General features: G+C 72.8%; 13 protein-coding genes and 3 pseudogenes. 7 read left to right on the top strand and 9 right to left on the bottom strand.

Translation table 11 applies throughout. The features are described 5' to 3' along the window. Positions 1-56: 56 nt before the first annotated feature. A pseudogene (locus tag ACZ6B1_RS29430) lies at positions 57-541 on the bottom strand (SAM-dependent methyltransferase); the annotation flags it as partial. Positions 542-625: 84 nt separating this feature from the next. Here ACZ6B1_RS29430 and ACZ6B1_RS29425 point away from each other — a divergent pair. From ACZ6B1_RS29425 to ACZ6B1_RS29410, 4 genes and pseudogenes are all read left to right on the top strand, one after another. Further along, positions 626-817: pseudogene (locus tag ACZ6B1_RS29425) on the top strand (amidinotransferase); the annotation flags it as partial. Between the two features lie 172 nt (positions 818-989). Then, on the top strand, positions 990-1,481 hold the full coding sequence (locus ACZ6B1_RS29420) for a peptidylprolyl isomerase (RefSeq protein ID WP_453007857.1): 492 nt from the start codon (positions 990-992) through the stop codon (positions 1,479-1,481). A 50-nt stretch (positions 1,482-1,531) separates the two neighbouring features. After that, positions 1,532-2,179 (top strand): hypothetical protein, encoded by a 648-nt coding sequence (locus ACZ6B1_RS29415; protein WP_468783250.1) that lies wholly within the window; start codon positions 1,532-1,534, stop codon positions 2,177-2,179. A gap of 238 nt (positions 2,180-2,417) precedes the next feature. Continuing rightward, positions 2,418-3,209 carry a ribonuclease BN gene (locus tag ACZ6B1_RS29410; protein WP_468783248.1) on the top strand — a complete coding sequence of 264 codons (792 nt, stop codon included), beginning with the start codon at positions 2,418-2,420 and terminating at the stop codon, positions 3,207-3,209. Positions 3,210-3,218: 9 nt separating this feature from the next. Here the strand turns inward: ACZ6B1_RS29410 and ACZ6B1_RS29405 are convergent, their stop codons facing one another. After that, positions 3,219-4,100: an NmrA/HSCARG family protein gene (locus ACZ6B1_RS29405; RefSeq protein WP_468783246.1), complete on the bottom strand. Its 882-nt coding sequence runs from the start codon at positions 4,098-4,100 to the stop codon at positions 3,219-3,221. 172 nt (positions 4,101-4,272) lie between these two features. Next, a complete protein-coding gene (locus ACZ6B1_RS29400; RefSeq protein WP_468783244.1) occupies positions 4,273-5,724 on the bottom strand; it encodes a purine-cytosine permease family protein in 1,452 nt (483 codons plus the stop codon). Between the two features lie 181 nt (positions 5,725-5,905). Between ACZ6B1_RS29400 and ACZ6B1_RS29395 the strand changes: the two genes are divergently transcribed. After that, positions 5,906-6,778 (top strand): serine hydrolase, encoded by an 873-nt coding sequence (locus tag ACZ6B1_RS29395; protein WP_468783242.1) that lies wholly within the window; start codon positions 5,906-5,908, stop codon positions 6,776-6,778. Between the two features lie 42 nt (positions 6,779-6,820). On the opposite strand, the gene ACZ6B1_RS29390 is transcribed toward ACZ6B1_RS29395, so the two are convergent. After that, positions 6,821-7,732 carry an NAD-dependent protein deacetylase gene (locus tag ACZ6B1_RS29390; RefSeq protein ID WP_468783240.1) on the bottom strand — a complete coding sequence of 304 codons (912 nt, stop codon included), beginning with the start codon at positions 7,730-7,732 and terminating at the stop codon, positions 6,821-6,823. An 82-nt stretch (positions 7,733-7,814) separates the two neighbouring features. Then, positions 7,815-8,531 (bottom strand): DUF4232 domain-containing protein, encoded by a 717-nt coding sequence (locus tag ACZ6B1_RS29385; protein ID WP_468783238.1) that lies wholly within the window; start codon positions 8,529-8,531, stop codon positions 7,815-7,817. A gap of 217 nt (positions 8,532-8,748) precedes the next feature. Here ACZ6B1_RS29385 and ACZ6B1_RS29380 point away from each other — a divergent pair, with 217 nt between their 5' ends. Next, a complete protein-coding gene (locus tag ACZ6B1_RS29380) occupies positions 8,749-9,822 on the top strand; it encodes an NAD(+)/NADH kinase (RefSeq protein WP_468783236.1) in 1,074 nt (357 codons plus the stop codon). A gap of 102 nt (positions 9,823-9,924) precedes the next feature. Beyond that, positions 9,925-10,503 (top strand): AMIN-like domain-containing (lipo)protein, encoded by a 579-nt coding sequence (locus ACZ6B1_RS29375; protein WP_468783496.1) that lies wholly within the window; start codon positions 9,925-9,927, stop codon positions 10,501-10,503. A gap of 25 nt (positions 10,504-10,528) precedes the next feature. On the opposite strand, the gene ACZ6B1_RS29370 is transcribed toward ACZ6B1_RS29375, so the two are convergent. The 4 genes and pseudogenes from ACZ6B1_RS29370 to ACZ6B1_RS29355 form a co-directional block, all read right to left on the bottom strand. Further along, complete coding sequence (locus ACZ6B1_RS29370) at positions 10,529-10,756, bottom strand: hypothetical protein (RefSeq protein WP_143633568.1); 228 nt, start codon at positions 10,754-10,756, stop codon at positions 10,529-10,531. After that, on the bottom strand, positions 10,743-11,057 hold the full coding sequence (locus ACZ6B1_RS29365) for a DUF6400 family protein (RefSeq protein WP_468783234.1): 315 nt from the start codon (positions 11,055-11,057) through the stop codon (positions 10,743-10,745). Before ACZ6B1_RS29365 ends, ACZ6B1_RS29370 begins: the two co-directional genes overlap by 14 nt. Positions 11,058-11,118: 61 nt before the next feature. Then, a complete protein-coding gene (locus tag ACZ6B1_RS29360) occupies positions 11,119-12,087 on the bottom strand; it encodes a threo-3-hydroxy-L-aspartate ammonia-lyase (protein WP_468783232.1) in 969 nt (322 codons plus the stop codon). A gap of 49 nt (positions 12,088-12,136) precedes the next feature. Continuing rightward, a pseudogene (locus ACZ6B1_RS29355) lies at positions 12,137-12,400 on the bottom strand (hypothetical protein); the annotation flags it as partial.

Here is a 12,400-nt window from a genome sequence, read left to right as displayed (position 1 = left end):
CCCCGAACCCTAGCGTCAAGCGCACGTTTCGCGTACGAACCGCGTGCATGGCGCGTTCATCGGGAGGGCGCGGCCGGTCCTGCCGTGCGCCAGACGAAGACCTCGTCACCGGGTACGCGACCGGAGAAGCGGCCGTTGGGAGACCGGGACCACAGCAGCCCTGCAGGTCGGCCTCGAAGGCTCCGAGGCGCTCACCGAAGAGCCCGGGAGCCGAGGACGACATGGAGAAGACCCATGCGACGACGTCGTCCACCTCGCGTTCCAGCGCCTGCCCGCCGGGCACCACATGCCGTTCCGGCCCGAGGAATCCGGCTCTGGCCAGCACCGCCGCCTCGCCGTCGGGCATCCCGTGCGGCAGCACCCCGAGCCCGGCACGGCGGACCGGGCCCAGGTACTCCTTGATCAGCTCGACGATGGCCGGGTGAGGCACCGCCGGATGCGGCAGGCCCTCCACGCCACGCCGTTCGCCCTTCAGGTCCGACACGTGCAGCAGGGCCCCGCCGGGCACGAGCATTCGGTGCACGGTGGCCGCCACCAGGTCAGGGCGGCCGGCCCCGCTCGTAGTGGACCGCCGCGCCGGCGAACAGGGTCTCGTCCCAGGTCCAGCCCTCGGCCACGACCCTCTGTGCCCGACAGCCGTGTGCCGGGCCATCGGCGCTTCCTCGTCTGCGAACCCAGACACTTCGCCGTGCAGTACGCGATCAATCCGTGGATGCATCCCGACAAGCCGGTCGACGTGGACCTGGCCCGGGAGCAGTGGCAGGCCCTGATCGGCGCCTACCGCGGCCACGGCCACACCGTGGACACGGTCGATCCGGACTCCTCTCCCCCGCCGGCTCCGTCCGGGGCGATCATGTCACGGCGCGCGTTCCGGTAGGGTTCCTTGTGGCGCCGGCAGTCCGAGTCGCCTCGGCCGCCGGCTACGACACCGGGCGTCCGGGCGGACCCTGTCGCGCGCCGGGACGCCGCTCGACGGTAGGTTGATCGCCATGAGTGACAACGTGTACTTCGACATCACGATCAACGACGAGCCGGCCGGCCGGATCGTCTTCAAGCTGTTCGACGACGTGGTCCCCAAGACCACCAGGAACTTCCGCGAGCTGGCCACCGGCCAGAACGGCTTCGGCTACGCCGGTTCCTCGTTCCACCGCATCATCCCGCAGTTCATGCTGCAGGGCGGCGACTTCACGCGGGGCAACGGCACCGGCGGCAAGAGCATCTACGGCGAGAAGTTCGAGGACGAGAACTTCGACCTCAAGCACGACCGTCCGTACCTGCTGAGCATGGCGAACGCCGGCCGGAACACCAACGGCTCGCAGTTCTTCGTCACCACGATCGTCACCGACTGGCTCGACGGCAAGCACGTCGTCTTCGGTGAGGTCGTCGAGGGCCAGGACCTGGTGAAGCGCATCGAGTCGCTCGGCAGCCGCAGCGGCACGCCGAGCGCGAAGGTCACGATCGCCGAGAGCGGGACGGTCTAGCACGCCAGGGCGGACCGCCCCATGACGCCGCCCCCGCCCGGCCCGCGCCGGTGAGCCGCCGCGCACTGAACCCGGCCCGGCCCGCTCCGCTGCGCTTCGACGGCTGGATCGCGGGGGTCGGGACGTCGTCCGGCACCCGTCTGGTGGTGGGGCACTGGGTCCGCTCACCGTTCGGCCCGTTCAGCGACGTGATGCTCGAACGGGCCGACGGCCACCGGCTGCTGCTGGCCCCCACCTCGCGGACGGCGCGGTTCATCGGCAGTACCTACACCTTCGACGAGGTACGGGTCGTGCCCGTACGGGTGCGTGACGACGACCGCTGCTGGACCGTCGAGGCCGAGCCGCTGCTCCGGCTGCGTTTCACCGTCGGGCGGCGCGGCGCGACGGGGCTGCTGCTGAGGGCCGTTCCGGGTGCGCTGGCCGCGTCGCCGGCCTGGACCGCCGTGACGGATCCGCTCGCCCGCCTGCTGATGGGCGTACGCACGCGCGGGAGCGCCGGCGGGGGCAGACGCGAGTGGTACGGGGCGCGTGATCTGCGCGCCCTGACCACGGCGACGGCCACGTTCGAGGGCCGGGAGCTGGGCGCGCTCGCGCCGGTCGCACCACCCGTGCGCTTCGGTTTCGGCTCCACACCCCGCCGGCCTTCCCTCGTACGCGTGACCACCACGGTGCGGGAGACACTCAAGACCCTCGGGTGACGAGGTCCGCGGACCGACCGGGGCCAGGGCTCCCGGCCCCGTCCGCCCGGGTGTGCACCCCTCGTCGACGGGGACCCGGCGGCCGGAGCCGAGCGCGCTGCCCACCGGACGGGGACCGAGCGGACCGGCTCCGTTCGTCGGATCATGGCACCAGGGGCTCGACCGGCGCCGCCCGCTCCACGGGGCGGCGTACGGCCGTCGGCTTCGAGCCCGGGTGCGGCGAGCACGGGAGGGACCCGTGAGGCAGTGGCGGCGCGGCCTCCACCGCGCGTGGGAGTGGCTCGGTGTGCGCGTGCTGTTCCGGCGCGGGCGGGATCTGGAACTGATGCACCGGGCGATGGGATTCGCCACGCTGGCCCTGGTGACGCTCGCCCCGCTGCTGATCGTGGTCGCCGCCGGCGATCCGCTGGTCCGGGGAGGCTTCGCGTCCTGGCTCACCGACGGCATGGGCCTGTCCGGCCAGTCGGCCGACGCGCTCACCGGCATCATCAGTCCGCCGCGCAAGGTCATCGGCACCACCAGCGCGCTGAGCCTGGTGCTGCTGGCGGTGTTCGGGGTGTCGTTCGCCGGCAGTGTGCAGAACGGCTACGAGCGCGTCTGGGGTCTCGCGGCCGGCCCATGGCACCGGATCTGGCGGCAGACGACCTGGCTCGTGGTGCTGACCGGCTACCTCTACCAGGAGGTGCAGACCCGCCCGGCGCTGCACGGGACGGCACGGATCGTGGTGTCCGTGGTGAGCGGGGTGCTGTTCTTCTGGTGGGGCCAGCGCTTCCTGCTGGGCGGCCAGGTCAACTGGCGCCGCCTGCTGCCGGGCGCGATCGCCACCGTCGCCGGTCTGGCCGGGCTGCGCGTCTTCTCGTACCTCGTCTTCACCCCGCTCATCGTCACCAACGCGCTGAGCTACGGGGCGGTGGGGACGGTGCTGGTGGTCGAGTCCTGGCTGATCGGGGTGGGCTTCGTCGTGTACGGGGGCGCGCTGTTCGGCCGCTGGTTCTGCGAGCACCACTGGATGCCTTCCCACAGGGAGTGAGGCTCGCGCTCAGGAGGCGTGGGCGGGCGCGGCGAGCAGGGCCGGCCAGTCCTGGGCGGCGGCCCACTCGGCGAAGGTGTGCCAGCCGGTCTCGGGGTGGGCGCGGCGCAGGGCGGTGACGTCGACGTCGAGGCCGGTGGTGCTGAAGTAACCGAACATCGCCGCGAGGTCGTGCGAATGGGTGCGGACCTGGGTCAGGGGCACCTCGTGGTGCTTGACCGGGAGACCCGAGACCGTGGTCAGGACCGCGGCGATCTCGGTGGCGGTGAGTTCGTCGGAGGCGATGTCGATCCGGCGGCCGGTGAACTCGGCGCGGCGCACCAGGGCCAGGGCCGCGAAGGCGCCTATGTCCTCGGCGGGGATGAGCGTCAGGGGGCGGTCGGCCGGCATGGGCCAGGCGAAGGTGTTCTCGCGCAGGCCCTCCAGCGTCCAGCCGGAGGTGAAGTTGTCCATGAAGGCCGCCGGGGCGACGACCGTCCAGGGAACGCCCGTCGCCGTCAGGTGGCGCTCGATCTCGGCCTTGCTGTCGTAGTGCGGTATGCCCGTACGGCGGTCGGCGTGCGCCGCCGAGGTGAACACGATGTGCCCGAGACGGGTGTCCGCCGCCGCGTCCAGCAGGGTCCTGCCCTGGCGCACCTCCGTCGCGGTGTCCGTGCCGAACGGGGTCGTCACCGCGAAGAGGGAGTCGGCGCCCGCGAGGGCCGCGTCCAGGGAGGGCCGGTCGTCGAAGTCGGCACGGCGGACGTCGGCGCCGAGCCGGCGCAGGGCCTCGGCCGCCGGTGCGGCCGGGTCACGGGTGAGGGCGCGGACGCGGTGTCCGGCCGCGAGCAGCGCGCGGGCGGTGGCACCGCCCTGGGCGCCGGTGGCGCCGGTGACAGCGATGGTGAGCATGGCGGGGCTCCTCGGGAAAGGGAGTCGGGTTTCAGGGGTGGGCGCTGGACGGCGCGCCGTGAATACTGCGCGGCGCATTGGTTGCGCCATGCAGCAACATACCCTGATTCTCCTGCGTCGCGCAGGTAATAACCCACCGCGACCGGCTTCCTCCGCCCCGGGGTGCGGACGGTCAGGGCTCGCGGTGCTCCTGTGCCGCCTGCTCCAGGGCCTCCGCCTCGGCCTCGGCGAGGCGGGTCTCGGCCTCCACGTCGACGGACCGCGTCAGCCACCAGTACAGGAGCGCGGAGACCGGCAGCCCGATGAACAGCGAGATGTCGGCTCCGCCGAGCGCCTCGGCGGCGGGGCCGACGAACAGCTTCCCGACGGAGAAGAACGGGACCATGACGGCGAAGCCGACCAGATAGGCGATGATGCCGTGCCACCCCCAACGGCCGTAGATGCCGCGCGGGTTGAAGATCTCGGCGATGGCGTAGTGGCCGCGGCGCACGACGTAGTAGTCCATGAGGTTCACCGCGGTCCACGGGATGAACAGGTAGAGCACCAGCAGCAGGAAGTCGTTGAAGTTCTCGAGGAAGTGGGCGGTGGCGGCGAGCGCGCCGACCAGCGAGAGCGCCGCGGTCAGCCCGATGGTCAGCAGCCGTACGCCCAGGGTGGGCCGCACCCGGCGGAAGGAGTCCATGCCGCTGATGAGGGTCAGTGACCCGCCGTACATGTTCAGCGCGGTGACGGAGATCAGGCCCAGGGAGGCGAAGAGCAGCACGATCGCGCCGAACCCGTTGAACACCTTGTCGCCGGCGGCGTTGATGGACCGGATCGTCTCGAAGTCCTTGCCGGCCCAGGCGGCCAGCAGCGTGCCGAGCACCATCAGCCAGATGCCGCCGAGCGCGGAGCCGAAGTAGGTCCAGTAGAAGGTCTTGCGGACCGTCACGTCCGGCGGCAGGTAGCGCGAGTAGTCCGAGACGTAGATGGCCCAGCTGATCTGGTAGCCGGCGACCACGCCGAACTGGGCGAGGAACGGGGTCCACCGGAAGCCGCCGAGGTCGAAGGAGCCCGCCGGGTAGTGCAGGGTGACCAGGACGCCGACGGTGAAGACGCCGAAGACGACGAGGAAGGCGTAGGTCAGGAAGCGTTCGGCCTTGTGGATGATGTCGTACCCCACCAGCGCGATGACGAGCGCGACCGCGGTGACCACGACCACCCACAGCCTGACGCTCCCGTGCAGCGTGGTGTGCAGGGCGTCGGCGGCGAGGATGCTGTTGAAGACGTTGAATCCCGCGTACTGCACATAGGCGAAGAGCCACACCAGCAGGGCGCCGACGTAGCCGAACTGGGGCCGCGACTGGATCATCTGCGGCAGGCCGAGCTGGGGGCCCTGGGCCGAGTGGAAGGCCATGAAGAAGGTGCCGATGACGGTGCCTGCGACGATGGCCAGCAGCGACCAGATCAGGTTGCCGCCCTCGGTGATGCTGATCAGCCCCACCGCCAGGGTGGCGATCTGCGCGTTGGACATGAACCACAGCGGGCCCAGATGCCAGAGCCTGCCGTGCCGCTCGTTCAGGGGCACGTAGTCGATGGACCGGACCTCCAGCCCGGTCACCCTGGACTCGCCTGATGTGCTCATGACGCCTCCCTGACCTGTCACGCCTCCGTGGTCTCATTCTGCGCCCGCCGGGATCTGTTGCTCTGCTCACATATCGCCCTGAAGGGGCGTTTTCGTGGCAGCGGTCACTTCACTGGGCGGGGGTTCTGGCTACGTTCGCAAGTCCATGTCCCTTTCCCCCGCACCGCCGAGGCCTGCCACCATGCCGTTCCGAACCTCTCCCGTCCCGCGCCCGGGCAAGCGCGCGGCCGTCTGCGGCGCGCTCGCGGCCGCCGCGGCGACGCTGCTGACGTCCGCGGCCTGGGCGGCCCCCACCGCCGCTCCCGTCGCCGGCCCGGCGGACTTCCCCGCGTCGGTGGGGGCGCACGGCAAGGCACGGGTGACCGCCGCGGTCCTCGACCTGGACCGCCCGGGCCACGCGCCCACCGTGTTCGGTGAGGACACCCCCTACGACACGGCCAGCATCATCAAGGTCGACATCCTCGCCGCGCTGCTGCTCCAGGCACAGGACTCGGGGCGCGCCCTGACCGCCCAGGAGCGCGCGCAGACCAAGAAGATGATCGAGCACAGCGACAACGCGGCGGCGAACACCCTGTGGCGGCGCATCGGTCTCGCCCCGGGCCTCAAGGCGGCGAACAAGCGGCTTGGGCTGACCCAGACCAAGGGCGGCCCCGGCGGCAAGTGGGGCCTGACCAGGACCACGTCCGCCGACCAGATACGGCTGCTGCGCGCGGTGTTCGACGCCGGGCAGGCCACGAAGACGACGGGCTCCCGGCCGGCGCTGAGCACCGCGTCCCGCGCCTACGTCCGCACCCTGATGAGCCATGTCGCCGACGACCAGTCCTGGGGCGTCTCGGCGGCCGGCCGCTCCCCAGTGGCCCTGAAGAACGGCTGGCTTCAGCGCGACACGACCGACCTGTGGGACGTCAACAGCGTCGGCCGGATCACGGCGGGCGGACACCACTACCTCGTCGCGGTCCTGTCGGACGGCAGCAAGACGATGAAGGACGGCGTCTCGCTGGTGGAACGGGCGGCCCGGACCGCCGTCTCCACCACGGCGGCCCGCGCCTCCTGACCGCTGCTCCTGACCGGGCCTCCTGACCGCTGCTCCGCCGGATCAGGGCTTCGCCAGGTCCTCGGCCGGCCGGTCGACGGGGATGCCCAGCCGCCCCGCCACGGCGGTCAGGGCTGCTCCCAGGGGCAGCGCGACCCGGGTGCGGGCGTGGCGGTCGCCTCGGGTGGGGTCCTGGTTGATGACCAGCACCGGCCTCCCGGACTGGGCCGCCAGGCGGACGAACCGGAGGCCGGACATCACCGTCAGGGAGGAGCCGAGGACCAGCAGCGAGGAGGCCTCGCGGACCAGGGTGCGGCAGTGCTCGACCCTCTCCGGCGGAACGGCTTCGCCGAAGAACACGACGTCGGGCTTCAGGATGCCGCCGCAGACCGTGCAGGGCAGGACGCGGAAGTCGCCGACCTGCTCGTCGGTCAGGTCGGCGTCTCCGTCCGGGTTGATGCCCGCGGCCACCGGGTCGAAGCCCGGGTTGGCCTCCTCCAGGCGCCGGGCGAGTTCGCGGCGCGGGCTGAAGGTGCCGCAGGAGAGGCAGACGACGCGGTCCAGGCTGCCGTGGAGTTCCACGACGTTCGCGGTGCCGGCGGCCTGGTGCAAGCGGTCGACGTTCTGGGTGATCACGCCCGAGAGCAGGCCGCTCCGTTCGAAGGCGGCCACGGCCCGGTGCCCGGCGTTGGGCCGCGCACGGCCGAAGGTGCGCCAGCCGAGGTGGCTGCGCGCCCAGTACCGTCGCCTGGCCCGGGCCTCGGCGGTGAACTCCTGGTAGGTCATCGGCGTGTGGCGGGTCAGGCTGCCGCCCTCGCCCCGGTAGTCGGGGATGCCCGATTCCGTGGAGATGCCGGCCCCGCTGAGCACCAGCACACCGCCGGTGCTCAGCGCGTCGGCGACCGGCTCCAGGTCCGTGGTGCCCGGCGGCAGGTCCTCCGCGGGGGTCCAGCTCAGGGTGGGACGCATGCGCATGCCGCCAGGGTACGGAACCGGCCGCCGCGACCTGCCTCCACCTCGGTCGCCCCTGTCCTCGGCCGTACCGCGGGGGTCCGGGTCAGACCGGCTTGACGGACACCACCGCGGTCGCCGTGACCGTGTTGTCGCACTCGGCGAACACCCCGTCGTCCAGGGCCACCTGGTGCGCTCCCGCGCCGGGCAGGCCGACCACCAGCGTCGGGTAGGCGGCGGGCTTCGCACCGGACGCGCAGTAGCCGTCGCCCTCGCCCTGCACCTGTACGAAGGTCAGCTTCACCCACGCCTTGCCCCCCGGCGCGAGCCGCACGCTCGACGCGGTGCCCTGCGGGGTGACCGACAGCGGGGTGTTGTGCTCGGGCGAGCCGTTGCCCGCCCCGGCCACCGAGGGGTGGCCCCGCAGCACGCAGGCCCCGCCGGAGACGTTGGTGAACTCCACGACCGCCGCCCCGGTGCCCGTGCCGTCCGGGCGGTCGGCGGCCTGGTAGGCCCTGGTCTTCAGAGCCGTCGCCGGGCACGGCGGCGCGGGCTTCGCCGAGGTGTGGGACGCCGGTGACGCGGGGGCCGCCGTGGCGGCGGGGGTGCCGCCGCCGGCGGGCCGGGAGGTCACGGGGGCCGGGCTCGTGGGTGCGGAGGCGCTTCCGGCGGACGCGGTGGGGGAAGCGGCGGTGGCCGCAGGTGTCCGGGACGCCCCGGCCGACGGCTCGTCGCCGCCGGACTGGCATGCCGCCAGCGACAGGGCGGCCGCGATCACGGCCGCGGCGGAAGTGGTGACCCGGACGGTGTTGCGGTACGGCATGGGATCCCCCGATGGTTCGAAGTGCTCAGGTCGACCGGCTCGGCGCCGGTGCTCACCCACCCAGACAGAGCCGCCTGACCAGGGGTTCCGCGGCGCCTCAGCTGTGACACGGCGGTGACGGTAACGGGGTCGGATCGGCACGGAACGCGGCGCGGGAGGTGCCCGCCGGGTTTCCCGGCGACGATGGAGTTCTGGGCGAACCGGCTGGGAGGCGGGTATGACGGTGAACCGTGTCGGCCTGGTCGTGCACGGCGGACGGGCGGAGGCCGTGGCCGCCGCGCGTGCGGCGCGCGAGTGGTGCGCGGAGCACACGGTGGCCTGTGCCGACATCGACGTGTGGCAGGAGGGCGAGCGGCACAGCGCCCGTGAGGAGATGGACGCGGCCGGCGATCCGGACCTGATCGTCACCCTGGGCGGCGACGGGACGTTCCTGCGCGGTGCCCGGCTGGCGGCCGCGAACGACGCTCTGGTGCTGGGCGTCGACCTCGGACGGGTGGGCTTCCTGACGGAGGTGCCCGCCCCGGCGGTGCGCGCCGCGCTGGACGCCGTACGGGAGGAGCGGATCACGGTCGAGAGCCGGATGCTGCTCACCCTGCGGGCATCCTGCCGGCTGGAGGTGCCGGAGCACATGGAGGCGCTGGTGCGCTACGGCCGCGGTCCGATGCTGCCGCCGCCCCGGGTGCGCGCGGAGTGCGAGGTCGGTGACGACTGGGGCGTCGCCCTGAACGTCGTCGCGCTGAACGACGTGGTGCTGGAGAAGCTGAGCCGGGACCGGCAGGTCTCGGTGGGCGTCTATCTCGCGGGCCGGCTGCTCGCCGCCTATTCGGCGGACGCGCTGCTGGTGGCCACGCCCACGGGCTCGACGGCGTACAGCTTCGCTGCGGGCGGCCCGGTGGTCTCACCCCGGGCGGAGGGCCTGATCTTCACCCCGGTCGCCCCGCACATGGTGTTCAACCGGTCTGTCGTGGCCGCCCCGGACGAGCCCATCGCGCTGCGCGTGCTGGAACGCTCCGGGCAGGCCGCCGTCAGCATCGACGGCCAGGTGCGCGGCGTGCTGAACCCCGGGGACTGGATCGGTGTGTACGCCGCTCCCCGCCGGCTCAAGGCGGTCCGGCTGGGCCCGATGGACTTCTACGGACGGCTGCGCGAGCGCATGAACCTCACCGACGCTCCCGCCGCACTCGCCGACGGCGATGCCGCTCCCCTGTGGCCGGTGACGACAGCGCCGCCGGGCGACCTCGCGCATCTCGCGCTGCCCACCGCCCCGCACCGGCAACCACCGCTGCCCTGAGCCCCGGGCGGACGCGCGCGGATTTCCCCTCTCCGCATGCAACCATTCGCCATATCCGCATGTCTCATCTCATAACAGCATGGCGTGACCAAGGGGGACATCATGCGGAGAACAGGGGTAATAGCGACAGCTCTCGTCCTGGCGGGTGCCGGACTGGGCGGCGTGGCGACGGCCGCGGACGCGGTTCCGGCGGCCGCCGCGCGGGCCACGGCCTGTCCGACGGGCTGGGGCAGCGGAGCCAAGGGCGGTACGGCCACCGGGGCGGTGCCGCTGAGGAACATCAGGACCGGCCGGCACGACTGCTACGACCGCATGGTGTTCGACGTGCCCGGCGGCGGCCGCGCCGTCGGGTACTACGTCCGGTACGTGGACCGGCTCCGGCAGAGCGCCACCGGGCACACGATCCCGGTCGGCGGCGGGGCGGTGCTCGACGTCCATGTCGGCGCGCCGAGCTACGACCCGGCGACCGGCGCGGTCACGTACCCGGGGCGGGTGGGCCGCACCCTGCCGGGCGTGAACGTCCACGGCTACCGCACGTTCCGGGACACCCGGTTCGCCGGCAGCTTCGAGGGCGAGACGCAGGTGGGTCTCGGCGTACGCGCGCGGCTGCCGTTCCGGGTGCAGCAGGTGTCGGGCCGGCTGGTGGTCGACGTGGCCCACAACTGGACGGGCGGCCGCTGAGCGGATCCGCGGGTCCCGGCCCTCGTCACATCTGGGAGCGGGTGGCGCCGAAGTGCGTCTCGTGGTTCCAGACGTGGCGGCAGGACGGGCACTGCAGGTGCAGCAGGCTGCCGGTGTTGGAGAGCAGGTAGCGCCAGTGCCCGCGGCACGGGCGCCCCTGCTCGCAGGTGGCGCAGCCGCGGCGGTCGTCGCAGTTCGGGCAGGCCACCCAGGCCCGGCGGCCGATGTCGGCCTGCGGATCAAGCGGCAGCATCGCCGCCGCCGCGACGGGGCAGCACGCCGGCCGCGATCAGCTCCTCGTACAGCCGCTGCTGTTCGGCGTCGAGGCCGGAGTACAGCAGGTCGTACGCCGCCTCCTCGCCGTGCAGCGCCGCGACGGGGTCCCAGCCGGCGCCCAGGGCGGCCACGGTGTGCGTACGCCGGAGCATCTCGTGGGAGCTGAGGTCGACGGTGAACTCGACCGGCTCGGCGGCGCCGGGCCGGTCCGCCGGGGACTTGCCCGTCGTGACGGGTTCGTCCGGTTCGCCAGGAACGATGGGGCCATGGGTGGACATGCGTCCGAACGTAGGTACGCCCCGGCCGTCGCGGCAAGAGCAGGTGGGAGAAGTCACAGGGTCAGCGGGCGACGAGTCCGGCGAACCTCTCGGTGTCGATGTTGCCGCCGGAGGCGATGACGCCGATCCGCCGCGGCGGGTTGTCGACGCGCCCGGCCATCAGGGCCGCCAGGGCGCTCGCACCGCTCGGTTCGAGGACGATCTTCAGGCGTTCGAAGGCGAACCGCATGGCGTGGACGATCTCCTCGTCGCTGACGAGGGAGACGGCGTCGACGAGGCGCTGGTTGATCGGGAAGGTGATCTCGCCGGGCGTGGCCAGGGCCTGGCCGTCGGCGATGGTGCGGGGCACGGGGATGGTGACGCGTGCGCCACTGGCCAGGGAGAGCCGGGTGTCGTCACCCGCTTCGGGCTCCACGCCGATCACGCGGATACCGGGGTGCAGCGCCTTGGCCGCGGTGGCGCTGCCCGCGATGAGACCGCCGCCGCCGACCGGCACCAGGAGTGCGTCGAGCTCCCCCGTCTCCTCGAGGAGTTCGAGGGCCGCGGTGCCCTGGCCGGCGATGACGTCCGGGTGGTCGTAGGGCGGGATCAGGGCCAGACCGCGGTCCTCGGCCAGGGCCTCGCCGAGCGCGGTGCGGTCCTGGGCGTAACGGTCGTAGGTGACGACCTCGGCGCCGTATCCGGCGGTGGCCGCCAGCTTGGAGCGCGGGGCGTCCTCGGGCATCAGGATGACGGCGCTTGTACCCAGTTCACGGGCGGCCAGCGCGGTCGCCTGGGCGTGGTTGCCCGAGGAGTAGGCGGCGATGCCCTTGGCGAGTTGTTCGGGCGGGAGCTGGGCGGCGGCGTTGTAGGCGCCGCGGAACTTGAAGGCGCCGACCCGCTGGAAGTTCTCGCACTTGACGAACACCTGGGCGCCGACGGCCGAGTTCAGGGTGCGGGAGGTGAGGACGGGGGTGCGGTGGGCGATGCCGCGCAGGCGTGCGGCGGCTGCCCGGACGTCGTCGAACGATACGGGTGATGCGGCGGCCATGCTGGTTCCTTACGGCGGGAGGGGTTCAGGGGCGCTGGGCGAATGGGCGGGAGACGGTGACGGGGCCGGGTGTGCCGTCGTGCAGGAGCGTGGCCACGTCGAGGCTCTTGGCCGTCTTGGCGTGCGGGCGCGGGGTGACGCCGAGGCGGTCGGCGCGGCGGGCGAGCCGCTCGGCGTTGCGCCGCACCCGGTGCGCGTCGAGGACCGCGAACGGCGTGCCGGGATCGGCCAGGGTCCGGGCGGGGGCGGCGGGCGGGGTGGCGGTCACAAGCTGCTGTCCGTCTTCGAGCGGACGGCGCTCCGCGGCGGTCAT

Source organism: Streptomyces sp. NPDC041129, from assembly GCF_055592265.1.
Note: the sequence above shows the minus strand (reverse complement) of the source record. Positions and strands in the feature narration are given on the sequence as shown.